This is a genomic window from Limibacillus halophilus, assembly GCF_014191775.1.
In the GTDB taxonomy this organism is placed as follows: Bacteria; Pseudomonadota; Alphaproteobacteria; order Kiloniellales; family CECT-8803; genus Limibacillus; species Limibacillus halophilus.
Genome location: NZ_JACHXA010000011.1, coordinates 32,468 through 55,774, shown reverse-complemented (window position 1 = coordinate 55,774; position 23,307 = coordinate 32,468). Strand labels below are relative to the sequence as shown.

22 protein-coding genes and 1 pseudogene are annotated in these 23,307 nt (G+C 59.7%); 12 read left to right on the top strand and 11 right to left on the bottom strand.

The window, feature by feature from the left end; translation table 11 throughout:
- The first annotated feature begins 37 nt into the window (after positions 1 to 37).
- A complete protein-coding gene (locus tag FHR98_RS15720; RefSeq protein ID WP_221205936.1) occupies positions 38 to 1,480 on the top strand; it encodes an ATP-binding protein in 1,443 nt (480 codons plus the stop codon).
- 16 nt (positions 1,481 to 1,496) lie between these two features.
- On the opposite strand, the gene FHR98_RS15715 is transcribed toward FHR98_RS15720, so the two are convergent.
- From FHR98_RS15715 to FHR98_RS15695, 5 genes are all read right to left on the bottom strand, one after another.
- On the bottom strand, positions 1,497 to 2,846 hold the full coding sequence (locus FHR98_RS15715) for a hypothetical protein (RefSeq protein WP_183417691.1): 1,350 nt from the start codon (positions 2,844 to 2,846) through the stop codon (positions 1,497 to 1,499).
- A gap of 28 nt (positions 2,847 to 2,874) precedes the next feature.
- Positions 2,875 to 3,504 (bottom strand): DUF3105 domain-containing protein, encoded by a 630-nt coding sequence (locus tag FHR98_RS15710; protein ID WP_183417690.1) that lies wholly within the window; start codon positions 3,502 to 3,504, stop codon positions 2,875 to 2,877.
- Between the two features lie 114 nt (positions 3,505 to 3,618).
- Positions 3,619 to 5,790: an excinuclease ABC subunit UvrB gene (gene uvrB / locus FHR98_RS15705; protein WP_183417754.1), complete on the bottom strand. Its 2,172-nt coding sequence runs from the start codon at positions 5,788 to 5,790 to the stop codon at positions 3,619 to 3,621.
- 47 nt (positions 5,791 to 5,837) lie between these two features.
- Entirely contained in the window at positions 5,838 to 6,434 is a 597-nt protein-coding gene (locus FHR98_RS15700) for a class GN sortase (protein ID WP_183417689.1), read from the bottom strand.
- Positions 6,424 to 8,736: a marine proteobacterial sortase target protein gene (locus FHR98_RS15695; RefSeq protein WP_183417688.1), complete on the bottom strand. Its 2,313-nt coding sequence runs from the start codon at positions 8,734 to 8,736 to the stop codon at positions 6,424 to 6,426. Before FHR98_RS15695 ends, FHR98_RS15700 begins: the two co-directional genes overlap by 11 nt.
- 264 nt (positions 8,737 to 9,000) lie before the next feature.
- On the opposite strand from FHR98_RS15695, the gene FHR98_RS15690 reads away from it, so the two are divergent.
- From FHR98_RS15690 to FHR98_RS15655, 8 genes and pseudogenes are all read left to right on the top strand, one after another.
- The gene (locus FHR98_RS15690) at positions 9,001 to 10,206 is read left to right on the top strand and encodes an aspartate transaminase (protein ID WP_183417687.1); all 1,206 of its coding nucleotides are present in this window, start codon (positions 9,001 to 9,003) and stop codon (positions 10,204 to 10,206) included.
- 18 nt (positions 10,207 to 10,224) lie between these two features.
- Entirely contained in the window at positions 10,225 to 11,154 is a 930-nt protein-coding gene (locus tag FHR98_RS15685; RefSeq protein ID WP_183417686.1) for a ketopantoate reductase family protein, read from the top strand.
- 69 nt (positions 11,155 to 11,223) lie between these two features.
- Positions 11,224 to 12,615 carry an ABC1 kinase family protein gene (locus FHR98_RS15680; RefSeq protein ID WP_183417685.1) on the top strand — a complete coding sequence of 464 codons (1,392 nt, stop codon included), beginning with the start codon at positions 11,224 to 11,226 and terminating at the stop codon, positions 12,613 to 12,615.
- A gap of 66 nt (positions 12,616 to 12,681) precedes the next feature.
- Positions 12,682 to 13,410 (top strand): TerC family protein, encoded by a 729-nt coding sequence (locus tag FHR98_RS15675; RefSeq protein WP_183417684.1) that lies wholly within the window; start codon positions 12,682 to 12,684, stop codon positions 13,408 to 13,410.
- On the top strand, positions 13,410 to 14,423 hold the full coding sequence (locus FHR98_RS15670) for a zinc transporter ZntB (RefSeq protein ID WP_183417683.1): 1,014 nt from the start codon (positions 13,410 to 13,412) through the stop codon (positions 14,421 to 14,423). The genes FHR98_RS15675 and FHR98_RS15670 overlap by 1 nt, the downstream gene beginning before the upstream one ends.
- A 119-nt stretch (positions 14,424 to 14,542) precedes the next feature.
- Positions 14,543 to 15,679, top strand: a pseudogene (locus FHR98_RS15665) (Re/Si-specific NAD(P)(+) transhydrogenase subunit alpha); the annotation flags it as partial.
- Positions 15,680 to 15,847: 168 nt separating this feature from the next.
- Complete coding sequence (locus tag FHR98_RS15660) at positions 15,848 to 16,267, top strand: NAD(P) transhydrogenase subunit alpha part 2 (RefSeq protein WP_183417681.1); 420 nt, start codon at positions 15,848 to 15,850, stop codon at positions 16,265 to 16,267.
- An 11-nt stretch (positions 16,268 to 16,278) separates the two neighbouring features.
- Entirely contained in the window at positions 16,279 to 17,679 is a 1,401-nt protein-coding gene (locus FHR98_RS15655) for an NAD(P)(+) transhydrogenase (Re/Si-specific) subunit beta (protein ID WP_183417680.1), read from the top strand.
- 119 nt (positions 17,680 to 17,798) lie between these two features.
- Here FHR98_RS15655 and rpsU read toward each other — a convergent pair whose 3' ends face one another.
- Positions 17,799 to 18,002, bottom strand: coding sequence for a 30S ribosomal protein S21 (rpsU, locus tag FHR98_RS15650; RefSeq protein ID WP_183417753.1), 204 nt, complete (start codon positions 18,000 to 18,002; stop codon positions 17,799 to 17,801).
- A gap of 257 nt (positions 18,003 to 18,259) precedes the next feature.
- Here rpsU and FHR98_RS15645 point away from each other — a divergent pair, with 257 nt between their 5' ends.
- On the top strand, positions 18,260 to 18,958 hold the full coding sequence (locus tag FHR98_RS15645) for a COQ9 family protein (RefSeq protein ID WP_183417679.1): 699 nt from the start codon (positions 18,260 to 18,262) through the stop codon (positions 18,956 to 18,958).
- A 34-nt stretch (positions 18,959 to 18,992) separates the two neighbouring features.
- Here FHR98_RS15645 and FHR98_RS15640 read toward each other — a convergent pair whose 3' ends face one another.
- The 3 genes from FHR98_RS15640 to FHR98_RS15630 all read right to left on the bottom strand — a co-directional run bounded on the left by FHR98_RS15640 (position 18,993) and on the right by FHR98_RS15630 (position 20,923).
- Positions 18,993 to 20,090, bottom strand: coding sequence for a 5-(carboxyamino)imidazole ribonucleotide synthase (locus tag FHR98_RS15640; RefSeq protein ID WP_183417678.1), 1,098 nt, complete (start codon positions 20,088 to 20,090; stop codon positions 18,993 to 18,995).
- 31 nt (positions 20,091 to 20,121) lie between these two features.
- Positions 20,122 to 20,622: a 5-(carboxyamino)imidazole ribonucleotide mutase gene (gene purE, locus FHR98_RS15635; RefSeq protein WP_183417677.1), complete on the bottom strand. Its 501-nt coding sequence runs from the start codon at positions 20,620 to 20,622 to the stop codon at positions 20,122 to 20,124.
- Between the two features lie 91 nt (positions 20,623 to 20,713).
- On the bottom strand, positions 20,714 to 20,923 hold the full coding sequence (locus FHR98_RS15630) for a YdcH family protein (RefSeq protein ID WP_183417676.1): 210 nt from the start codon (positions 20,921 to 20,923) through the stop codon (positions 20,714 to 20,716).
- Between the two features lie 73 nt (positions 20,924 to 20,996).
- Here FHR98_RS15630 and FHR98_RS15625 point away from each other — a divergent pair, with 73 nt between their 5' ends.
- Positions 20,997 to 21,473, top strand: a complete 477-nt coding sequence (locus FHR98_RS15625; RefSeq protein ID WP_183417675.1) for a TIGR02444 family protein — start codon at positions 20,997 to 20,999, stop codon at positions 21,471 to 21,473.
- Between the two features lie 29 nt (positions 21,474 to 21,502).
- Here FHR98_RS15625 and FHR98_RS15620 read toward each other — a convergent pair whose 3' ends face one another.
- Positions 21,503 to 22,096 (bottom strand): UbiX family flavin prenyltransferase, encoded by a 594-nt coding sequence (locus tag FHR98_RS15620; RefSeq protein WP_183417674.1) that lies wholly within the window; start codon positions 22,094 to 22,096, stop codon positions 21,503 to 21,505.
- 107 nt (positions 22,097 to 22,203) lie between these two features.
- On the opposite strand from FHR98_RS15620, the gene FHR98_RS15615 reads away from it, so the two are divergent.
- Positions 22,204 to 22,368: a DUF465 domain-containing protein gene (locus tag FHR98_RS15615; protein WP_183417673.1), complete on the top strand. Its 165-nt coding sequence runs from the start codon at positions 22,204 to 22,206 to the stop codon at positions 22,366 to 22,368.
- A 120-nt stretch (positions 22,369 to 22,488) separates the two neighbouring features.
- On the opposite strand, the gene FHR98_RS15610 is transcribed toward FHR98_RS15615, so the two are convergent.
- The gene (locus FHR98_RS15610; protein WP_183417672.1) at positions 22,489 to 23,265 is read right to left on the bottom strand and encodes an SDR family NAD(P)-dependent oxidoreductase; all 777 of its coding nucleotides are present in this window, start codon (positions 23,263 to 23,265) and stop codon (positions 22,489 to 22,491) included.
- Between the last annotated feature and the right edge of the window lie 42 nt (positions 23,266 to 23,307).

Here is a 23,307-nt window from a genome sequence, read left to right as displayed (position 1 = left end):
CGGCCAATTATTGGCGCGGCGATAAGGGCGAAGCGCGATGACGGTTGGTAACCCTACGGAAAACACCGGCGCCGAACGTCCTGCCAAGGCTATGGGCCGAGGCGAGGGCATCAGCGACTCGCGCGGTTTCGATTGGCGCGATCCCTGGCGGTTGGGCAAAAGGATAAAGCATATTTTGCCCCGTTCGCTGCTCGGTCGTGCGTTGCTGATCATGGTGATGCCACTAATTCTCGTGCAGATTATAACCGCTTGGGTCTTCTACGACCGCCACTTCGACTACATCACCGATAACCTCGCGCGCGCGCTCGCCAGCGAAATCGCGGTCGTGACCGAGCATCTGCTGCGTGAGGAAGACCCAGCCAAGCGTCAGGAAATCTTCAACCTGCATGGCAACCTCTTATGGATGAAGCTCTCCTTCAAGCAGCACGAGACGCTGCCACCCGACCACGCCACGCGGAAAGGCTACATGGTCAGAAAGCTGCGCCGGGCGTTGAACCGCCGCGTTTCCTTCAATGTCTCCATCGACAGCGAACAAGCCGGCCAGAATGTGGTGGTCTTTGTGCAGATGCTCGACGGTGTGCTTCGGGCGGAGATACACCGCGAACGTCTGTTCAATTCGACATCCGATCTCTTCGTAATCTGGATGGTCGGCAGCTCGATCTTGTTTTTTGGCGTCGCCACGATGTTCATGCGTAATCAGGTGCGGCCGATCCGGCGCTTGGCGCGCGCCGCCGAACGCTTTGGCAAGGGACGTGATACGCCGTCCTTCACGCCGGAAGGGGCCACCGAAGTACGCCAGGCCGCTGCGGCCTTCATTCAGATGCGCGACCGTATCCGGCGACAGATGCGACAGCGCACGGAAATGCTGGCTGGTGTCAGCCACGACCTGCGCACACCGCTAACACGCATGAAGCTGAGCCTTGCCTTGATCGGTGATGGTCCCGAGTTGAAGGAGTTGCGATCCGATCTCGTGGAGATGGAGCGTATGATCGAGGGGTATCTGGCCTTTGCGCGAGGCGAGGGAAGCGAGGCCATGCGCCCGACGTCGCTTGGCGATCTGCTAAGCGAGGTCGTTGAGCAGACCCAGCGTGAGCTTGCGAATCAACAGGGTAAAACCCTGGACGTCCATATCGAGGAGCAGGTTTCTCTGCCGTTGCGGCGCAACTCCATGCGCCGCTGCCTTCAAAATCTGGTCAGTAACGCTCTGCGCTATGGCGACAACGTTTCGATTCGCCTGGGGCGCGAAGGGCCGCACGTCGTTCTTGTCATTGATGATGACGGCCCTGGCATTCCCGAGGAGATGCGCGAGGACGTCTTCAAGCCTTTCTTCAGGCTTGATACCTCGCGTAATCCGGAAACCGGCGGCACGGGCCTGGGCCTTACAATTGCCCGCGACGCCGTGCGCAGCCATGGCGGCGATGTGCGGTTGGAGGCGTCGCCCCTTGGTGGTCTCCGGGTGCGTCTGCGGGTCCCGGTGTAGGATCTAGGACGGGCGCTTAGTTACTTTGGAGTTGGGGCATGCAGTCCATGTAGGGAACGGCCCGGACGCCTCTCTCCTGATCGGGAAGCAATCGCATTTTCCAACTGTGGATGCCCACCTGCGGATTCCCCGGCCAAATTTGCAAACAATAGTTGGAGTTTTCGCGCCATTGGCGAACCTCATCCGGCCAGATTGCGCCCTGGAGTTTTTGCGTTTGATAGGAGTATGCGACGGTAGCCAGCAACAGAACCGTCAGCGGGTAACGCACTTGCGCCAACCAGGTATGGGGCCCGCGGTAAGGCAATAGGAGAAGCGGGGCGAGAAGCAGATTACCCATTACAAAGTAACGGCCGCCATTCTTGTGATGGAAGATCTGCTCCAGTGACGGCGCTTCGACTTGCAAGGACCCCGCGAAGCTCAAGGCGGAGCCCAGTAATAAGGCCGCATAAAGCCACAAGCCGGTCTTGCGAGGGCTATGCCAGGCCAAATGCAGAAGAAATGAAGCCAAGGCAAGGCCTGCCAGAAGATGGGGGATGATCGTATTGAGCCCTCCCTGCTCGACGGCGTCGGCGACATGCCGCGCGCCATCCAACATAAAGGGATAGAGCAGGAGTTTGAGGAGGAACCCTGCGAGGCGGGGCCCCAGTAGTTCCACCCCCCCTGTACTACGCAGCCCTTCGAGTAAGGCCGTCACCATGAACCAACTTTGCAATGCCGCGCAAAGCGTTAGAAGGAGCGCCAGAAACCACCAGTTCCTTTCTCGGCTTATAACGGCCCGCACTAGAAAAAGAGGCGTCAGGAAGACCGAAACAGGGCCCGTCAGCCCGGCAAGCAATACGAGCAAGGCGGCGATCATGAGAAAGCGGCGGCTGGAGAGATCACAAATCAGCAACAGGGCCGTGGCCATCGCAAAAAAGAACTGCGCGTTGATGCTGTTCAACCAGACGCCCGTGTTGACGTAGGGCAGCGTGAGAAAGATCGCGCATAGGGCCCTGCGTCCGGATGAAAGCTCAAAGCTAAGCGGAGCGTAGAGAATCAGGAGTGGTCCGGTCATCATGACCAGCAAGGTTGCGTACCCTGTCGCGAGAGGGGCGTAGTCGAGCGGTACCAGCGTTGCCAGCCCTACCGCCAACCAGACGAACAGCGAATAGTAGCCGTTGAAGGGCAGCAATGCCTGGGCCCAGAATCCTTCGTTCCAAACGAGAGAGAAATAAACAACACCTTCCTCGGCCCAGAAGCGGCCAAGGATGAGTATCTCGGGATCGCGTAGGAAGATGACGAGGAATGTTGCAAAGACGGCGGCCAGCTTAATCTGCTGACTTGCAACGTAAGCCCCTTTTTCTGTCAGATCGTCGGGTCCTGCCATTTGCATGGCCCTGTGATCGTCAAATCATTCAACGCACGGCCTGTTCGGGTCCCCGCCCTCTAAAACGATCGATGAAGGCAGCAACGATCTCCGGCTCGAAGCGTTCCAGCTGAATCCGGTGTCGCCACGCAGAGAGCACCATTCCTTCGCCCAATCCCGGGTCGGCGGTCACGACAATTCCATCCCATTGCCCTGTGTAGAGCCCTGCCCATTCTTCGATGGTTTTACGTACATCGGCGGCAGGCTGGTCAATATAGATGACAACATTACCGTGCTCGAGCGCATGTACGAGATTGATACTCGGTTGCGGGCTGTCGTGGACGCCGGTGCGGGTCCAGATGGAACTGTGGGGCCCGCTTGTCGGATAGCGGTCGCCGTACTGAAAAATCTCACCGAGGCCCAGATGGCGTCGCCCGTTATCCCGATGGCGCTCCAATCGTTCTTCCAGCAAAGGCTCGCCTTCAGCGGCCAGGGCGAGAAGCGTTTCCTCCAGTTTCTGGTCCGCTGACCATGACCAGATAAAGTATCCCACGCCTGCAAGCATTAACGCCACGATGGCAAGAGGTTCCCACCGGCTGGCTTTTTTCTTGGGGCCTCCCCAGTTCAGACCGCGTCCGTTGGAGCTCCGTGTTCTTCCTTGCTTTTTCTTGTTGGCCATTTTGTCCCCCACATTTTTTTGGCTCTACTTGCCTGTAGTTCTACAGGGCATGGACGAAAAATCACCTCACAAGACCTTGAGCGGCCCCGTCGGAGATGCAGTGAGAGAGGAAAGTTAGCGAGTCTGGCGGTTGCGACGGCCTCTAGGCTTGCCGCTTTTCGCGTCGCCGGATCTACGAGCCTTGGAAAGGGCATCTGCGCGCGCGATGCGGTCGACCAATCCGGTTGGACTGCCTGGCGGCAGTTCAAGCTCCTGGTTCTCCAGGCGCTTGATCTCATCGCGCAGTTTCGCGGCCTCCTCAAACTCAAGATTGGCGGCGGCGTCGCGCATGCGCTTCTCTAGATCGGCGATGTGAGCCTTCAGATTGTGGCCGACCAGATGCTGGGTGCCTTCGTCGCCGGTATCGACGGTCACATGATCCCGCTCGTAGACGGACCGCAGTATATCGGAAATCTGCTTCTTGATGGTTTCCGGCGTGATGCCGTGTTCCTGGTTGAAGGCCATCTGCTTTTCGCGACGCCGCTGCGTTTCGCCAAGAGCGGCCTTCATGCTGTCGGTTTCGTGGTCGGCATAGAGTATCACCCGGCCCTCGACGTTGCGCGCAGCGCGGCCGATGGTCTGGATCAGGGAGGTGGTCGAGCGCAAGAACCCCTCCTTGTCCGCGTCCAGGATGCAAACCAAGGCGCATTCGGGAATGTCGAGCCCTTCCCGCAGGAGGTTGATGCCGACGAGAACGTCGAAGACGCCTAGTCGCAGGTCACGAATAATCTCGATGCGCTCCAACGTTTCGACATCGGAATGAATGTAGCGAACCTTCAACCCGGCCTCGTGCATGTATTCCGTCAGGTCCTCGGCCATGCGTTTGGTGAGGGTCGTCACCAGCACCCTGAAGCCCTTTTCAACGGTGTCTCGGCACTCGGCGATGACATCGTCGACCTGGGTTTCGGTCGGTCTGATGATACAAACAGGATCGATCAGACCGGTGGGCCGGATGACCTGTTCCGAGAAAGCGCCGCCGGTCTGCTGTAGCTCCCACTTACCTGGCGTAGCCGACACGTAAACGGTCGCCGGGCGCATGGCCTCCCACTCCTCGAACTTGAGCGGGCGGTTATCGATGCAAGAAGGTAGCCGGAATCCGTACTCCGCGAGGGTTGATTTTCGGGCGAAGTCACCCCGGAACATGCCATTGAGCTGGCCGATGGTGACGTGACTTTCGTCCACGAACAGAAGCGCGTTGTCTGGCAGGTACTCGAATAGCGTCGGCGGTGGCTCGCCCGGCGCGCGCCCGGTCAAGAACCGCGAATAGTTCTCGATCCCGGCACAAGCGCCAGTGGCTTCGATCATCTCCAGATCGAAGGTCGTGCGCTGCTCCAGACGTTCGGCCTCCAGAAGGCGGCCAGCGGAACGCAGTTCCTCGAGGCGCGCCTTCAATTCGATGCGAATGAGCTTAGCGGCCTGTTGCAGCGTCGGGCGCGGCGTCACGTAGTGACTGTTGGCGTAGACGCGCACCTTTTCCAGTGGCTCGATCTTCTCGCCGGTCAGAGGGTCGATCTCGTGAATCGCCTCGATCTCGTCGCCGAAGAAAGACAAACGCCAGGCCCGGTCCTCATAGTGGGCGGGGAAGATCTCCAGCGTGTCACCACGCACCCTGAAGGCGCCGCGCTGGAATGCCACGTCGTTGCGTTTGTATTGCTGCTCGACCAGGGCCTTCATGATCGCCTTGGGCTCGATCTGCTGGCCGACTTTCAAATCGACGATCATTTTTGAATAGGTTTCCGGCGAGCCGATACCATAGATGCAGGATACCGAGGCAACGATCACGACATCCTCGCGCTCGAACAGGGCGCGGGTGGCGGAGTGCCGCATGCGGTCGATTTGTTCGTTGATGGAAGATTCCTTTTCCACGTAGGTGTCGCTGCGCGGCACATAGGCTTCCGGCTGGTAATAGTCGTAGTAGGAAACAAAGTACTCGACCGCATTATCCGGAAAAAAGCTTTTCATCTCAGCGTAAAGCTGGGCGGCGAGCGTTTTGTTGGGCGCCAGGATCAAAGAGGGCCGTTGGGTGTTGGCGATGATCTTGGCCATGGTGAAGGTCTTGCCCGAACCGGTAACCCCCAGCAGCACCTGATCCCGCTCGCCTTGAACCAGTCCTTGGGTCAACTCGTCGATGGCGCGCGGCTGATCGCCCGCAGGTTCATACTCGGAAACCACGCGCAGAGGCCGCGAATCCTGTTTTTCAAAGGTTGCGGGGACGAGATCGAGAGGGACGGGACTGCTTTCCTGCATGGCCGACAATGTAGTGCGCCCGGCCCGGGAAGGAAAGGCGGCGGGGCCTAGTTCGCGGCAACTTGTCTGGCACGCACGAGGTAGCGCAAAGGCGTGTTCGGATCAAAACCGTCGAAGGGGTAGCAGGTGACCAATGTCAGGGCCGGTCGGTCGGGATCGAAGCGGAACAGCTCGCGGCGTGTGTCGATCAGCCTGCCGGCTTCCATCTCGTAAGTATGCCAACCCCCATCGGGGCCTTGCAGGCGAAGTCTGTCGCCGGGCTTTAGGTCCTTCAGGAAAGCGAAATGGCTGTCCCGGTGCGCGGCGAGGACGCTGTGCCCCGAGCTGCCGGGCAGGGCGCTTCCTGTCAGGTGGCCAGGGCCGAAAGCCAGGCTGTCGCCACCGGTGCCAGCCAGCACATAGCGGCTGATCCCGAGACTCGGTATGTCGAGCCTGGCGACCGGATAGGTATCCGACCAGGGCCAGGGCGGTACCGGTGATTGGCTTTCCAGACTCTCCTCCCAGGCTTCCGCGATCAGGAGCGGTGCCAGCCAGGCTTTGGCTTGGAGAAGGGCCGCGCCGCCGAGCTGCCAGCCCGCGAGGACCAGCAGCAAGGCGGCGGGCAGCAGCAGCCGGGCCCGCTGTCGGGGAAGGTTAGCCGACATCGGGCACCAGGCGCCGCCGGGGGCGAGGCATCCTGAGCGCCAGGAGCAAGAGGGTGAGGCCCACCCCTAGCAAAAGGACGCCTGCGAGGAATTTTTGGAGCGCTGGCGAGGCCGTTTGGGGCAAGCCCAGCGTCTTGCCTGCGGTCTGGCTGGCCTGAGGCAGAACCACTTCGACAAGCTGTAGACGTTCTGCTTCCTGGGACGGCAGGAAGGACTTCCGCAGCAAACCGTCGTCGGGCGCTCCCGTCGGGTCGCTGTCCAGTCCGCTGTCCGGGCCGAAGACCTTGTCGGCCTCCCAACCTTTTGGCAGGGGGCGCTCGACGTCACCGCTCACGAGGCCATCGTCCTTGGGACGGGCGATCTCTGAGTCATCGACAGCGACCAGGCTTGTGTAGCGAGTCACCAGCTCGTGGGCCAGGGCCACCTCGGTGGCCGCGCTCCGCAGGGCTTCCTGGTCGCCGCTGAAGCCGGGTTGGTACGCCTGGTCCTCGATCTCCTCGATCTTGTCGCGCGCCCAAAGGGCGGCAAGACCGCGACCAGGGTTGACGACCTCCATCGGGAGGACGGCGCTCCAGGCCTCTCCGCCTAGGCCACCGCTCAGAAGGAGACTGCCACGCAGGTCCGCAAGACGGGCGCCCGGCAGCTTGACCGTGAAGCGCAGCGGCTCACCGGCATAGAGGTCAGGCAGCACCTTTGGATAAACCTCGGCGTCTTTTCGCAAGTGGTTGGGTAAGGCAAGGGAGAGGTTCGTCATAGCCGGGTTTGAAAGTTGACTGAGAAGCCCCGCGACCTTCGCCTCGACCTCTTCGACCTTACCGATCCAAGTGAAGCTCCCGCGGCCAACCTCGGCGGCCTTGCGCATGAAGAAGCCATTTGGAGCGGATCCGATGCCGACGGTGAACAGCCGGTTTCCACCAAGACGGCGCGCAATGACCTGGAACAGCTCGTACTCGTTGCCAACGGCGCCATCGGTCACGAAGACGACCTGCCGCAGGCGACCGGTAGCCGGACGTTCCGCGAGCGCAGCTTCCAAGGCAGGGCGCATCTCGGTGCCGCCGTCAGCCGTCAGGCTATCAACCGCCTTGCGCGCGTAAGTTAAGTTGCTGGGCGTCGCCGGCTGGGCGCTGGCGTAGAGTTGAGAGAAGTCGTGAGAAAAGCGTAGAACGTTGAAGCGATCCTGCGGCGTCAGTCGATCCAGGCTTGCCTTCAGGGCGGCCTTGGCTTGGCGAATTGATGGCCCGGACATAGAGCCGGAGGTGTCTACCACCAAAATCAGATCGCGCGGCAAATCCAGCTTTTTCCTATCGGGCAAACCCGGGGGCAACAGGTCCACCATCAGATAGGAATCGCCGTCGCGCTGCTCACCGAAAAGCGAGGCGTTGGGCAGGGCTGAGGGCACCGGTCGCCAGGTGAGAACGAAATCACTGTTTGGCGCGACGCTTTTCTCGGACAGCGTGATCACACGTTTGCCAAGACCCATATCGTCGATGCGCACCGGGTGGTTGAGGCTTTGGATCTGATCCAGCGGCAATCCTGCGTTGAGCCTGACCACCAAACTGAGGCGATTGCCGGGTGTATCGCTGTTTCGCGAAACGGGTCCGAACAGGTCGCCTTGGCTCTGCGGCAGGCCGCTCCCGACCAGATTGGCAGTCGGTTGGCTGGCCGGTGTGTAGCGAGGTGCGACGACCATCGGGAAGCGATAGCTGTACTGCCCTTCGCGAAAGTCGGCGCGATCCTGGTATCCGATCTCGACGGCGATCTCCTCGCCGGGCGCGATGTTTGCGACGGCGGTGGCGAAAACATTCGGGCGCTCGCTTTCCAGCAGGCTCGCCTTGCGGCCCTGGCTGGCGGCCTCGTTATAGACCTTACGCGCTTCCGCTTTGGGGAGGATTTCGCCTTCGATCCTGCGCTCGCCGACCAGCAGTGTCAGGCGATCGACCGCCGAGCCTTCGGGCAGCGGAAAGACGTAAACGCCTTCCAGCCAGCGCTTGCTCGGGTTGCGAAAGCGCTGGCGCAAGGTGACGCGCGCCACGGGGCCTTCCAGGTCGATAACCACATCGCTTTTGAGCAGCGGCGCCGCATAGGCCTTACCGCTTTCGCCACCCTGGAAGAACAGCCCGGCGGGCGGCGCTTCACTTGCATGGGCGCGCAGCGTGTTGGGACCGGTCAGGATCATGAGGGCCGTCATGATGGCCATCCAAAGCAACACCAAAATAAGCGTCGTGCTCATCTGCTTGAGGAACGCTTGCTGGCGTTGCGGGATAACCTGCCGGTAGGTGAGATTACTGTTTGGCTCAAACATCGCTTTAGTCCCCTGTTCTCATCGCTTCTAGAACGCTTCGATGAAACAGCAGCCAAGGGGCGTGCTTTGGACCGAAAAGCGGCGATCTGGCGGGACTTAGTGGCAAAAGCGAGGCATGGAGGCTCCGCATAGAGATCGGGCGAATCGGCGAAAAATGGTCGTCATGCGGCTTGCCTTGCAAACCTGCGTTCGATAGCTTCGGCGGTGTTGCGGCTGCCTGGCGCCGCTTAATCTCACTTTACGATACCTTGAGGAAATCTCCTGATGCCGTTCCTTGCTTCACGCCTGTCCCGTATCAAGCCCTCGCCGACAATTGCCGTCTCCAACAAGGCGCGCGAGTTGAAGGCTGCCGGCAAGGATGTCATCGGTCTGGGTGCCGGCGAACCGGACTTCGATACGCCGGAGAACATTCGCCAGGCTGCGATTGCCGCGATTAACGGGGGCGACACCCGTTATACCGCGGTTGATGGAACGCCGGCCTTGAAGGACGCTATCTCGGCCAAGTTCAAGCGCGAGAACGGCCTGGAGTACAGCCCCGAGGAGATCACGGTCGGAACCGGTGGCAAGCAGGTGCTTTACAACGCGCTGATGGCCACACTCGATGAAGGCGACGAGGTGCTGATCCCGGCGCCCTACTGGGTATCTTATCCAGACATGGCGCTGTTGGCGGGCGGTGAGCCGGTCGCTATCCCCTGTACCGAAAAGCAGGGCTTCAAGCTGCAACCGGATGACCTGGAAAAGGCCATTACCAAAAAGTCCAAATGGTTGATTTTGAACTCGCCGTCCAACCCGACGGGTGCCGCCTACAATTTCGACGAGATGAAGGCCCTGACGGATGTACTCAAGCGCCATCCGCAGGTTTGGGTTATGACCGACGACATGTACGAGCACTTGGTATATGACAACTTCGTCTTCTGTACGCCGGCTCAGGTGGAACCGGAGTTGCGGGATCGTACGCTAACGGTGAACGGTGTTTCCAAGGCCTACTGCATGACGGGGTGGCGTATCGGTTACGCCGGCGGTCCGAAGGACCTGATCACGGCGATGCGCAAGATTCAGTCACAGTCGACCTCTAATCCCTCGTCGGTCAGTCAAGCGGCGGCGGTAGAGGCCCTGAATGGTCCGCAGGATTTCATCCCGGCCCATAACAAGGTGTTCAAGGAACGGCGCGACATGGTGGTCAAGATGCTGAACGACTGCCCGGGGCTGCGCTGCCCCATGCCGGAAGGCGCATTTTACGTCTATCCCTCCTGCGCCGGTTTGATCGGCAAGAAGACCCCACAGGGCAAAACCATCGAGTCCGATGGTGACTTTGTTACCTACCTTTTGGAGTCCGAAGGCGTTGCCGTAGTGCAGGGCGAGGCCTTTGGCCTGTCGCCTTTCTTCCGGATTTCCTATGCGACTTCCACCGAGGCCTTGCGCGATGCCTGTCTGCGAATAAAGCGTGCCTGCGAGGCTTTGGCCAAGTAAGTCGGCGGAGGTGGTGTCATGCGCGTTCTGGTGGTAGGTGCGGGCGGCGTCGGGGGCTATTTCGGCGGTCGTCTTGCAGAAGCCGGGCATTCGGTTGTGTTTGTGGCCCGCGGGCGTCATGCGGACGCCATGGCGACAGCCGGGCTCAAAATTCGTTCCAACGCCGGCGATTTGCATCTGAAACCGGTGGTCCTCCTGGATCGCCTGGACGAACCGGGGCGCTTCGATCTGGCGCTGATTTGCGTCAAGCTAAAGGACACGACCGAGGCGGCGGAGTTGGTGAAGCCGCTGTTGGCGCCCAAGGGGCTCTGCATTTCGCTCCAGAACGGCGTCGAGGCGGAATCGATGCTGGCCGATGTTCTGGGGCGCGAAGCCGTCCTTGCGGGAATCGCCTATATTTCCGCCCATATCGTTGCGCCCGGCGTCATCGAGCATGTCGGTCAACGCGCCAAGCTGACCTTTGGTGAATTGGAGGAAGGCGTAAGCGATCGGGCGCGTGCGGTTCTGTCACTGTTTCAGACAGCGAAGTTTGACAGCGAATTGTCGGGCGAGATGGAACTTCAGCTGTGGCTGAAGTTTATCATGCTGACGGCTTTTTCGGGGGCATGCTGTTACCGGCGCGAGGCCATCGGCGTTTTGCGCAGCGATCCTGAAGGCAAGGCGCTGTTCCAGGCGTTGATGGAAGAAGCGGTAGCGGTAGGCCGGGCGCGAGGCGTCAAACTGACCGAGGAAGTCGTTGCGCAGCGATTGGATAACGTGGAGCAGCTTCCGCCGGAGATGAAGCCTTCCATGCTGGTGGATCTTGAGCGCGGCAACGCACTGGAGCTTCCCTGGCTATCCGGCGCTGTGGTCCGCTTGGGACAACAGGCGGGGGTGCCAACACCCGTCAGCAGCAAGGTCGTTGATGCGTTAGAGCCGCTTGCCGGGGGGCGTTTGGGGGCGGCATAGCTGGAAAGGTTGTTGGCCCGCCCTACATCTTGCTGCAGTAATTTCATTGCAGCGGAACAAGAAGGCATCATGGCCAAGCCAGAGACTCCCGACGATAAGACGAAAAGCTTTCAAGGCGAGGATTCCCGTGTGGGACGCCGGGTGCAGCGCTATGCCCAGGTCGGGACATCGGTCGGCGGGCTGGCGGCGCAGTTCCTGGGATCGCGCATGCTTGGCCGAAAACTCAATCGGGCTCAGCATTCCGAAGAGTTGAAAACGGCACTTGGCGGTCTGAAGGGTCCGCTCATGAAGGCGGCGCAGATTCTGGCGACCATTCCCGATGCCTTGCCGCGCGAGTACGCGGAGCAGCTTCAGCAGCTTCAGTCCAACGCGCCGTCGATGGGTTGGCATTTCGTGCGCCGTCGGATGCGCACCGAACTGGGACCGGCTTGGGAGTCGCGTTTTGCCAGCTTTGGGCGTGAGGCCGCCGCGGCGGCCTCGTTGGGTCAGGTACATAGAGCAGAAGACGAGGCGGGTCGGCAGCTGGCCTGCAAGCTGCAGTATCCCGACATGAGCTCCGCAGTGGAAGCGGACCTGAAGCAGTTGAAAATGGTGCTGTCGCTCTATCGGCGATATGACCGGGCCATCGACACCAGCGATGTCTTTCATGAGCTATCCGACCGCCTGCGAGAGGAGCTGGACTACGAGCGCGAGGCGCGCCACATGAAGCTTTACGAGCGGATGCTGGCGGAGGAGCCGGGGGTTCGTGTGCCGGAGGTGGAAGACCCGCTTACCACGCGTCGGCTCCTGACCATGACCTGGCTCGATGGCGACGGACTGCTGCGCTTCATCGACCGCCACCGGGACGATCAAGCCATGCGCGACCGGGTGGCAATCAACATGTTCCGGGCCTGGTACGTGCCATTTTATCGGTATGGTGTCATTCACGGCGATCCGCATCTTGGCAATTATTCGATCACCGAGGCGGGCCTTATCAACCTATTGGACTTCGGCTGCATCCGTATCTTCCCGCCAGCCTTCGTGAAGGGCGTCATCGACCTTTATCACGCCCTGGAGAACGATGACGAGGATCTGGCGGTCGAGGCGTACCGGAGTTGGGGATTCAACACGATCAATCGCGAACTGCTTGAGGTGCTGAATATCTGGGCAGGGTTCCTATACGCGCCACTTCTGGAAGACAAAGCTCAACCGATCATGGCGGGGCAGAGCGGTATCTACGGCGCCGAGGTGGCGGGCCGGGTTCACAAGGAGCTGCGCCGCTTGGGCGGCGTGAAGCCGCCGCGTGAATTCGTCCTGATGGATCGCGCGGCAATCGGCCTTGGCTCGGTCTTCATGCACCTAAAGGCGAATGTGAATTGGCATCGGACTTTCCGGGGACTGATCGATGATTTCGATGCCGCAGCGCTCGGCCGTCGGCAAGAGAAAGCATTGAAGGCAATCGGACTTTCCGAAGAGACCTGAATCCAGCGATAATCGGACTGTCCGGTCGAGTCCTGCCACCCACGCTGTTTTCGGAGTGATTGCGCCATGGAACTGCTGCTCGATCCGCAAATCTGGATCGCCTTCATCACGCTGGCGACTTTGGAAATCGTGCTGGGCATCGACAACCTGATCTTCCTGTCGATCATCAGCCAGCGCTTACCGGCGAATCAACAGCCCCTGGCCCGCCGTTTCGGGCTTGTCGCCGCCCTTGTTACACGCCTTCTTCTCCTGCTAACGCTGGCCTGGATCATAGGCCTGACGGCGCCGCTGTTCATGGCGTTTGGCGAGCCTTGGTCCTGGCGCGACATCTTTCTGGCTGCTGGCGGCCTTTTCCTGATCTACAAGGCAACCTCAGAAATTCATCATGAGGTGGAGGGCGGTCCCCGGGTTGTGCCGGTTGGCAAGGCTGTGGCGCAGGGCTTTGCCCTGGTGGTTCTGCAAATCGGTATCCTCGATATCGTATTCTCTCTTGATTCGGTTCTGACCGCCGTTGGAATGGTCGACGAGGTGCCGGTAATGGTGGCGGCGATCGTCGCCGCCATGGTCGTCATGCTGTTCGCCGCCGAACCGGTCAGCGCCTTCGTGGAGCGTCATCCGACAGTCAAGATGCTGGCCTTGTCCTTTTTGCTGATGATTGGCATGGCGTTGATTGCCGATGGTCTGCATTTTCATATTCCGAAGGGCTATCTGTACTTCGGCGTTGCCTTCTCTATCCTGGTTGAAAGCCTTAACCTGTTGCGCAACAAACGCCATGGAGTTCGGGAGGACCGCTAATGACTGGCAAGCCTTCAGATGTGAACCAGCCCGCAACAGCAGGGGCGGTTTCCAAGGGCGTTATTTTTGCAGGATATCTGGGCGGTGGCACCATCAAGGACTGCGGCTTGGCGGACCTTGGCACGGCAGAGGACAAGCCGCCTTACTGGGCGCATCTGGATCGCAGTGAGAGCGATGCGCAGAACTGGTTGGTCAGGGAAAGTGGCCTGCCCTCAGCCGCATTGCACGCCATCCTGGCCGAAGAGACTCGTCCGCGCCTTGAGTCCTTCGATGGGGGCGGACTGCTCCTCATTTTGCGCGGCGTCAACCTCAACCCGGGGGCCGATCCCGAAGACATGATCACCCTGCGCATCTGGGCCGAGGAAAAGCGGGTCATCAGCCTGCGTCGCTTTCGCATCATGGCCGTTCAGGATGTTCGCGATCAGTTGGAGAAAGGGCAGGGACCCTCGACCATCGGCGGCGTCGTCACTCAGGTTATCGGTGGCTTGCTGCAACGCATGGAGCCAACGATACAAAGCCTGCAGGAAGCCATCGACGATGTGGAGGTGGAGACCCTCGAGGAAGAGACCCCCGATATCCGGCAAAAACTTTATGGGCTGCGAACTCAGATCGTGCGCTTGCGACGCTACGTCGCCCCCCAGCGTGACGCCTTGAAGCAGCTTCTCGAAGGTCCGCCATCCTGGTTCTCCAAGGATGACCGAAATCGGTTGCGCCATGCGCTTGATCAGGTCACGCGCTATGTCGAGGCGTTGGAGGCCGCACGGGACCGTACCGCCGTGGTGCAGGACGAGATGGCTAACCGCATTGGCGAAATGGCCAACCGCCGTATCTACCTGCTTTCGATCGTCGCCGGGATTTTCCTGCCCTTGGGGCTCTTGACCGGGCTGTTGGGAATCAACGTCGCTGGCATGCCGGGGGCGGAAACGCCCTGGGCCTTTTGGGCTGTATGCGGGCTGTTGGGTGTGCTGGTGGTCTTCGAGATTTGGTTGTTCAAGAGGTTGAATTGGGTGTGATTCAGCCTGAATGATGATCAAATCACGTTTAAATAACGGCGAGCCCTTCACAAATGCCGCCGCAGTCGCCATTCTCTTGCATCGACTAACATAAGCTCACAAAGGGGAAGTCTACGACGATGAAAGTCGCGATCCCGAAGGAACGGCGCGCTGACGAGCGCCGTGTTGCCGCCTCGCCGGAGACGGTAAAGAAGATGATCGGCCTTGGGTTGGAGGTCACGGTTGAAGCAGGCGCTGGACTAGCTGCCTCCATAACCGATTCCGCCTACAGCGAAGCAGGGGCCACCATTGCAAAAACCGCCAAGGAAGCTCTCACCGCTGCACAGATTGTGTTGAAGGTCAGTCGGCCTTTGGATAAGTCGGAGGGCGAGGACGAGTTCGCACTACTGCAGAAGGGAGCCGTTCTTATCAGCGGCTTCGACCCCTTCCGGGCGGGCGCAGGCCTGAATCGCGCTGCCGAGGCTGGTGTGACGGCTTTTGCCATGGAGTTGATGCCCCGCATCACCCGCGCGCAATCGATGGACATTTTGTCCTCTCAGGCCAACCTTGCTGGGTACAAAGCGGTTCTCGACGGGACCGAAGTCTTCACCCGCGCATTTCCGATGATGATGACGGCTGCGGGCAAGATATCCCCGGCCAACGTCTTCGTAATGGGTGCCGGTGTCGCGGGATTGCAGGCCATCGCGACCGCCCGTCGTTTGGGTGCGGTAGTCTCTGCAACCGACGTTCGACCTGCGGCAAAGGAACAGGTTGAAAGCCTTGGGGCGAAGTTCATCGCTGTTGAGGATGAAGAGTTCAAGCAGGCCGAGACCGCCGGCGGTTACGCGAAGGAAATGAGCGACGCGTACAAAAAGAAGCAGGCGGCTTTGGTTGCCGAAACGCTCAAGAAGCAAGACATGGTGATCACCACGGCTCTCATTCCCGGACGTCCGGCGCCAAAGTTGGTGACCGAGGAAATGGTCAAGTCGATGAAGACAGGCTCGGTGATCGTCGATCTGGCCGGCGACAACGGCGGCAATTGTGAGCTGTCGGAGCCTGGCACCGTGGTACAAAAACATGGCGTGACGATCTTGGCGCATCGCAACGTGCCGTCTCGTCTTGCGCGTGACGCCTCGGAGCTTTTCGCCCGTAACCTGTTCAATTTCCTGCAATTGATGATCGACAAGGAAAGCAAGTCCTTGAAGCTCGATTGGGAGGATGAACTGATCAAGGCGACCTGCATTACGCATGGCGGCAAGATCGTCCATGAAGGATTGAAGGAAATCGCGGGCAAGACCGGTCGCCCGGCGCCCAAAAAGCCTGCTGCGCGCAAGGCGAAGCCGTCAAGCGGCGCCAAAGCGGCTGCCGGCGGAAGCGCCAAGAAAGCGCCGGCGGTCAAGAAGCCCGCCCAATCGGACAAGCAAAAGAGTTAAGGAGAAGCAGTGATGGATCCGCAAAGTTTCCAGTCAAAGGCCGGGGAACTGGCCGACAAAGCCGCACAGCTCTCCAGTGATGCTTCCAGCCTGGCGATGGAAAGCAGCCGTCTGGCTCTCGAGGGCACCGGGGGCGCCGCGAGTGGCCCTTCCATGCTGGTACTTGGGCTAACGGTCCTGGTGCTGGCGGTCTTTGTCGGCTACCACGTGGTCTGGCGCGTGACGCCGGCGCTGCACTCGCCGCTCATGGGCGTTACCAACGCGATCTCCTCTGTGATCATTGTCGGCGCTCTTATCGCTGCCGGTCCTGCAGAATTCAACTTCAGTCAGGTCATGGGTTTCCTCGCCGTTACTTTGGCTTCCGTCAATATCTTTGGCGGCTTCATCGTGACCCAGCGAATGCTCTCCATGTTCAAGAAGAAGCAGCGGTAAGGAAACAAATCATGGGTCACGATCTTTCGGCACTTCTCTATCTCGTTGCTTCGGTCTGCTTCATTCTGGCATTACGCGGTCTGTCGCACCCGGAAACGGCACGTCAGGGCAACATGTTCGGCATCGCCGGTATGGCGATTGCCGTCATAACCACTCTGTCGCTGCCCGCGGTGCAGTCCTACTGGATTATCCTGGCGGGCATCTTGATCGGCGGGTCCATCGGTACGGTGACCGCGCTCAAGATCAAGATGACGGCCTTGCCCCAGCTTGTGGCTGCCTTTCATAGTCTGGTCGGTCTGGCGGCGGTCTTCGTGGCGGCTGCGGCGTTCTACTCGCCGGAAGCTTACGGCATCGGCAACGCAGGCGAGATTCATACCAACAGTCTGGTTGAGATGGCTGTCGGCACCGCTATCGGCGCCATTACCTTCACCGGCTCAATCATCGCGTTTGGCAAGCTGCAAGGCTTGATTTCCGGCAAGCCGGTTATCTTCCCCATGCAGCACTGGCTGAACCTTGGTCTCGGCATCCTTGCGATCCTGGTGGTTTCCTGGTTCGTCGCAGACCAGTCGGCGGCGGCCTTCTGGCTTTTGGTTCTGCTGTCCTTGGCGCTCGGTATTCTTATCATCATCCCGATCGGCGGCGCCGACATGCCGGTGGTGATTTCGATGCTGAACAGCTATTCGGGCTGGGCGGCTTGCGGCATTGGCTTCACGCTGGAGAACACGCTGCTGATCGTGGCGGGTGCCCTGGTCGGCTCTTCTGGTGCCATCCTCAGCTATATCATGTGCAAAGGCATGAACCGCTCCTTCTTCTCGGTCATCCTGGGTGGCTTCGGCGGTGAGACGGCAGCCGGGGGTTCGGGTGGCGATGATGGTGGTGACAAGACCTACCGTGCGGGCGCGGCAGCGGACGCGGCCTTCCTGATGAAGAACTCCGACCGGGTGATCATCGTGCCGGGTTACGGTATGGCGGTCGCGCAAGCCCAGCACGTGCTTCGCGAGATGGCCGATCTGCTGAAGGCCGAAGGCGTCGAGGTCAAGTACGCCATTCACCCGGTTGCGGGCCGTATGCCGGGCCACATGAACGTTCTTTTGGCCGAGGCAAACGTGCCTTATGACGAAGTCTTCGAGATGGACGAGATCAATCGCGAGTTCGGTGAGACCGACGTGGCTTTTGTCATCGGCGCCAACGACGTCACGAACCCGGCGGCGAAAACCGACAAGACTTCGCCGATCTTCGGTATGCCGGTGCTCGACGTCGAGAAGGCGCAGAACGTCCTCTTCGTAAAGCGTTCCATGAGTTCGGGCTATGCAGGCGTCGACAATCCGCTGTTCTACATGGATCAGACCATGATGCTGCTGGATGACGCCAAAAAGATGTGTGAGCAGATCGTCAAGGCGCTGGAGGCGTAGGCGCGAACTCGCCTTCCGGCAAGTCCCCTATGTGGGCTTGGTTTTAGCAAACGAAAAAACCCGCCGTGCTGATCGCTGCGGCGGGTTTTTCTTTGACGTCCGTAAAGACGTGAACTGGCTTAGAAGCCTTCGCGTTCCATGCGCTTGCGCATAAGCTTGCGATGCCGCCGAACGGCTTCGGCACGCTCGCGCTTGCGTTTCTCCGAGGGTTTCTCGTAGTTACGTCGAAGCTTCATCTCGCGGAACACACCCTCGCGCTGCAGCTTTTTCTTAAGCGCGCGCAGGGCCTGATCAACGTTGTTGTCGCGAACAGTTACGTGCACGGTTTCGTCACACTCCTTCCAGGCCAGTAGGTTGATCCAAAATCCTTTTCCGCTCACTTGGCAACCCGCCGAGCCCCTCGAAAGCGGCTCGTTGTGTCTTGCTGCACAAGAAAGCGAAACAGGCGCCTTTCGGCGCCGGTGCAGTTTGGTATCACAAGCTGCAGGCTTTGTGAAGGGGAAAGCGGCAGAAAACCGTGCTTGTGGATTCTGGATTCAGATCGCTGGAAACCGCCGCGCCTTCACGCCATATTGCTAACATGAGCACAAAGAAACGCAAAGCCGATACCGGTATCGATCTGCGCCAACAGTTGCTGGCAGCATTGCTACCCATCGTCCCTTTCGAGGGTTGGAGCGAGCGCGCGCTGTTACAGGCGGCGGCGGCCATCGGTGTTCCCGCGCCGCAAGCCTTGAATGCTTTTCCAGGCGGCGCGGCGGAGATGATCGCCTTTCATAGCGCCGAGGCTGATGCCCGCATGCTCGAAGCATTGGAGCGCGAGGATATGGCAGCTCTTAAAGTGCGCGAACGGATCGCTCTGGCGGTCCGCACGCGCCTGACCCAGAACGAACCAGATCTGGAGGCCGTGCGCCGGGGACTGAGTTATCTCGCCATGCCGCAGCATGCCGCGCTGGCAACCCGGTTGCTTTATCGGACCGTAGACGCGATGTGGTTGGCGGCTGGCGATCGCTCCACCGACTACAACTTCTACAGCAAGCGTTTGCTGCTGGCGGGTGTTTATAGTTCGACCCTGTTGGTTTGGCTCGACGACGGCACCCAGGACAAGGTGCGCACCTGGGCATTTCTGGAGCGGCGAATCGATAATGTTCTCATGATCGGTGGTAAATTCGGTCGTGGCATGAAAGCGCTCCTGGATTTACCCGAGCGGATGTTTGACCGGCGGTCAGGTGGCCTTGTGTCGCGCGCGCGGGCCGCCGGTTTCAAGTCGCCGCGCCGATAACCGGAGCGCCTTACCGTTACCCTGATACTCTTGTTTACTCTTTGGGGAGCAAACGATTGACGTGCCCCATCTTGCGTCCGGGTCTGGCTTCGGCCTTGCCGTAGAGATGCAGGCGCGCCGTGGGATCACCCAATATTTTCTCCCAGGTATTGGCCTCATCTCCTAGTAGGTTGCGCATCACTGCATTTGAGTGCCTCTCGGTAGAGCCCAATGGCAGCCCCGCAACGGCGCGCACAAATTGCTCGAATTGGGAGGTGAGACAGGCGTCCATCGTCCAGTGTCCCGAGTTATGAGGACGTGGCGCCATCTCGTTGACCAGCACCTCGCCTTTGCCGGTCACAAACATCTCTACCGCCAGCAGTCCGACGTAATCGAATGCATCGGCCAAGCGTCGAGCAATGACTTCGGCACGTTCGGCAACATCCTGTGCGATACGGGCGGGCGCAATGGTTTGGTCAAGAATATGATTACGATGTTGATTCTCGACCGGGACATAGGTGGCGGTCGCGCCGTCGAGTCCCCTGGCGACGATAACCGAGATTTCCAAGTCGAAATCAACGAACCCTTCCAGGATACCGGAGACACCGGTCGCGCCGCCGGTCATGCGCGCCCAGGCTTGCTGTGCATCCCGCTCATTCTGGATGGTCACCTGACCTTTGCCGTCGTAACCGAATTCCGCGGTTTTCAGCACCGCCGGCATGCCGATCTCGCGCAGGGAGCGCGCCAGGCTCTCCTGACTGGTCACCTCGGCATAGCGCGTCGTCGGAATCCCTTTGGAGGCGCAGAAATCTTTCTCCCGCAATCTGTTCTGGCAGGTATGCAGCGCTTGCGGATTCGGGCGGACAGGCTTGATGCGCGAGAGAATTTCACCGGTTTTCGAGGGCACATTCTCAAATTCGAAGGTGACGACATCGACAGCCTCTGCGAAGCGTGTCAAGGCGGCTTCATCGTCATAGGCTGCGATCGTCGAGAGCGAGGTGACCTGTGTTGCAGGTGCGTCGGCGTCGGGGCAGAAAATATGGCTGCGATAGCCCAGATTGGCGGCGGCCAGGGCCGTCATGCGGCCAAGCTGGCCGCCGCCTAGTATGCCGATTACCGAACCTGGAGGTAGGGCCTGCCGCTTCTTCGCCATCTGCTGGAATCTTCCTCTCTCATCGTAAATATCAGGCTGTGCCGTCGCTGGGTTGTTCGGCGACGGCGGCTGTCTGCCGGGCTCGCCAAGCATCCAGAGCTTCGCTGACGGCCTTGTCTTCCAACGCGATAACCGCCGCGGCTAGGAGGGCCGCATTGATGGCACCGGCTTTTCCGATCGCCACCGTACCGACCGGAACGCCACCAGGCATCTGGACAATGGACAAAAGGGAATCCAGGCCCTTCAAGCTTTTGCTCTCGATAGGCACACCAAAAACCGGCAAGGGAGTCATCGCCGCCGTCATACCGGGCAGATGCGCCGCACCCCCGGCGCCGGCGATCACGACCTTCAAACCTCGTTCGCGTGCGGAAGTCGCGTAGCTTACCAGGCGATCAGGTGTCCGGTGGGCGGATACGATACGGGTTTCGTGGGCGATACCCAGCGCCGTCAAGGTCTCGCAGGCATGGGTCATGATCGCCCAGTCCGATTGGCTGCCCATGATAACGCCCACCAGGGCTTGCTGATCGCTCATCGTTCGTTCCCCCAAAGGTAACGGAGTGAGCGCGGATTATTGGGAGTCGCGCCAATCCTGGCAAGTCGTTGCAGAAGCATTCGGGGTTCCATCAGGCAATGATGTTTGGATAAAGGCGAGATTGCAGCCGGGAAATCTGGTCCTTGAGTTGCAGCTTTCTCTTTTTCAGCCTCCGAATCTGAATCTGATCTACCACCGAGTTATCGGAGAGGCGCTCAATGACGTCATCGAGGTCACGATGCTCGGTTTCCAGTTCCAGGAGCCGTTGTCTGATGATCTCCTGCTCTTGTGATTCTACCATGCCTTGACCCGTTGACTGATTGGGTTGCCATTATAGACGAGGCCAGCAGCGGATTGGAGTCCAACCGGCACTGATGCGACAAACGAACAACCCATTTTGGAGCTTCTCCCTTGAGACTTACGCCAAACCCGGCGTTGCAGAGGCTTGTTTGGCATTGCAGGACAAATATGGCCTGGACGTGAACTTGCTGCTTTTCTGCTGTTGGGCGGCGCGCAATGGTCGCCGCTTGTCGCAGGAAGACCTGGAACGATTGGACGGGCTTTCATCACCTTGGCGGCGGCATGTGGTTTTGCCCTTGCGCGAACTGCGGCGCTGGCTGAAGACCCGGGAAGTCGATGAACAGGTAACCCGCTTCCGGGCCGCGATCAAGCGGCAGGAGCTTGAAGCAGAACGATTGCAGCAAGATCAACTCCACGCAGTGCTGCCACTTGATGTATCGGTCGCGGATTGCAGTTGGCTCACGTTAGCCGAGGCCAATTTGCGGCAGTACCTGGAATTCTCGGCTTGTCCTACGGTGAACCTTGATCCGTTGCTTCAATCGCTTGGGTAATATCGGCTCGCGTCGACTCGTCGGCGCCATCAGGACTTGCCGGGCCGCCGCTTGCCCTGCCCCTGCCAGCGCGCAACGGTGCCTGAATCGAGGTCGAAGAGGTCAAGAACGCGTCCCAGCGTTTGATCAACCATCTCTTCAAGATTACCCGGTCGCGCATAGAAAGCGGGAACCGGCGGCGCAATGATGGCGCCCATCTCGGTAGCCGCCAGCATGTTCTTCAGGTGACCGGCATGAAGAGGCGTTTCCCGTACCATCAAGACGAGACGGCGGCGTTCTTTCAGCACGACGTCGGCGGCGCGCGTCAACAATGTCGTGGTTACGCCGCTGGCAATCTCGGCCAGAGATTTGACGGAGCAGGGCGCGACCACCATCCCCAAGGTCTTATAGGAGCCGCTGGAAATGGCCGCACCCATGTCCTCCGCACCGTGCACGGCATCGGCTAGGGCACGGACGGCAGCAACTTTCCGGTCCGTTTCGTACGCCAGCGTCACTTCGGCGGAGCGGCTCATCACGAGATGGGTCTCCACCGGCAAGGGCTTCAGGATTTCCAGCAAGCGTATGCCGTAGATCACGCCGCTGGCGCCCGAGATGCCTACGATGAGGCGCTGTTGTTCGGCCATATGAAATTTCCTTTGCCGCACTGCACGGCGAGTGCCTTCACAAACTTGAACCAAAGGCGCTACGATACCAAGTGCATAAAGTAGCAATTAGCAAAGGAGGCTCAAGCATGGTTAATCCAGAGCACGTGCAGGCTCTTCGCGAAAAGCACTCCACCCTGGAACGTCGAATTAATACCGAGAACCAACGCCCGCATCCTGACGATGTCAGAATCGCGGAGCTTAAGAAGAAAAAGCTTCAGTTAAAAGACGAGATCAGCCGTTTGGAACATTAGGTTCCGACGGCTTTTTTGATCCCTGGCGTCAAAAAGCGGGTTGATCAAGCGCTTCCCGTCGCCGTGTAGCCTTTGGTTCATCGGCAATACGCGGCGGCGGGGTGTGTTCAGGTTTTGACGTCAGGCCTTGACCGGTACGGTGTAATTCAAGGCCATCCGTCCGCCGTCCGGATAGATCGTCTGGCCGGTTATATAGCTCGAATCCTTGCTGGCCAGGAAAAGCGCCACGCTAGCGATTTCTTCAGGCTCACCGACGCGGCCCATTGGCGTACGCGAGAGAATGCCGCGTATTTTTTCCGGATCGTTTGCGACCTGCTCGAACACCTCGGTACGGATGGAACCCGGGCCGATCGCGTTGACGCGTATATCGTGCTCGGTCAAGGACAGGGCCATCACCTTGGTCAACTGCATCACGCCGCCCTTGGAGACCACGTAAGGGGTGATGGCTGGGATGGCCATGACGGCGTTCACGGACGACATGTTGATGATCGTGCCACCGCCGCCTTGCTTGACCATCTGACGGGCTGCGGCCTGTCCGGTGAGAAAAACCCCTTTCAGGTTGACGCGCAAGACGCGGTCGAAGTCGGCTTCGTCCAGGTCGAGAAAGCTCGCCGCATGGACGATCCCGGCATTCGCGATGGCACAGTCGATGCGCCCGTAGCCTGCCACGGTGGCGGCAATGAGGCTGTCCACCTCTGCTTTGCTGCCGACATCGCAGGACACGAACAGCGCTTCACCGCCAGAAGCTTGAATCTCCTCGACTGCTTCCTCGCCGCGGGCGACGTTGACATCGGCCAGAACGACCTTGGCGCCTTCCTCGGCAAATCGTTTGGCGCAGGCCTTACCGATGCCGGCCGCGCCGCCGGTGATGACCGCAACCTGATCTTTCAGACGCATATTCTTCTCCCTCCAGCATACTCGTCGCTACTGGTTCTATCG

Coding starts and splice junctions, on each gene's coding strand:
- FHR98_RS15720 (WP_221205936.1), top strand. CDS start 38: ATGACGGTTGGTAACCCTACGGAAAACACCGGCGCCGAACGTCCTGCC.
- FHR98_RS15715 (WP_183417691.1), bottom strand. CDS start 2,846: ATGGCAGGACCCGACGATCTGACAGAAAAAGGGGCTTACGTTGCAAGT.
- FHR98_RS15710 (WP_183417690.1), bottom strand. CDS start 3,504: ATGGCCAACAAGAAAAAGCAAGGAAGAACACGGAGCTCCAACGGACGC.
- uvrB (WP_183417754.1), bottom strand. CDS start 5,790: ATGCAGGAAAGCAGTCCCGTCCCTCTCGATCTCGTCCCCGCAACCTTT.
- FHR98_RS15700 (WP_183417689.1), bottom strand. CDS start 6,434: ATGTCGGCTAACCTTCCCCGACAGCGGGCCCGGCTGCTGCTGCCCGCC.
- FHR98_RS15695 (WP_183417688.1), bottom strand. CDS start 8,736: ATGTTTGAGCCAAACAGTAATCTCACCTACCGGCAGGTTATCCCGCAA.
- FHR98_RS15690 (WP_183417687.1), top strand. CDS start 9,001: ATGCCGTTCCTTGCTTCACGCCTGTCCCGTATCAAGCCCTCGCCGACA.
- FHR98_RS15685 (WP_183417686.1), top strand. CDS start 10,225: ATGCGCGTTCTGGTGGTAGGTGCGGGCGGCGTCGGGGGCTATTTCGGC.
- FHR98_RS15680 (WP_183417685.1), top strand. CDS start 11,224: ATGGCCAAGCCAGAGACTCCCGACGATAAGACGAAAAGCTTTCAAGGC.
- FHR98_RS15675 (WP_183417684.1), top strand. CDS start 12,682: ATGGAACTGCTGCTCGATCCGCAAATCTGGATCGCCTTCATCACGCTG.
- FHR98_RS15670 (WP_183417683.1), top strand. CDS start 13,410: ATGACTGGCAAGCCTTCAGATGTGAACCAGCCCGCAACAGCAGGGGCG.
- FHR98_RS15660 (WP_183417681.1), top strand. CDS start 15,848: ATGGATCCGCAAAGTTTCCAGTCAAAGGCCGGGGAACTGGCCGACAAA.
- FHR98_RS15655 (WP_183417680.1), top strand. CDS start 16,279: ATGGGTCACGATCTTTCGGCACTTCTCTATCTCGTTGCTTCGGTCTGC.
- FHR98_RS15645 (WP_183417679.1), top strand. CDS start 18,260: ATGAGCACAAAGAAACGCAAAGCCGATACCGGTATCGATCTGCGCCAA.
- FHR98_RS15640 (WP_183417678.1), bottom strand. CDS start 20,090: ATGGCGAAGAAGCGGCAGGCCCTACCTCCAGGTTCGGTAATCGGCATA.
- purE (WP_183417677.1), bottom strand. CDS start 20,622: ATGAGCGATCAGCAAGCCCTGGTGGGCGTTATCATGGGCAGCCAATCG.
- FHR98_RS15630 (WP_183417676.1), bottom strand. CDS start 20,923: ATGGTAGAATCACAAGAGCAGGAGATCATCAGACAACGGCTCCTGGAA.
- FHR98_RS15625 (WP_183417675.1), top strand. CDS start 20,997: ATGCGACAAACGAACAACCCATTTTGGAGCTTCTCCCTTGAGACTTAC.
- FHR98_RS15620 (WP_183417674.1), bottom strand. CDS start 22,096: ATGGCCGAACAACAGCGCCTCATCGTAGGCATCTCGGGCGCCAGCGGC.
- FHR98_RS15615 (WP_183417673.1), top strand. CDS start 22,204: ATGGTTAATCCAGAGCACGTGCAGGCTCTTCGCGAAAAGCACTCCACC.
- FHR98_RS15610 (WP_183417672.1), bottom strand. CDS start 23,265: ATGCGTCTGAAAGATCAGGTTGCGGTCATCACCGGCGGCGCGGCCGGC.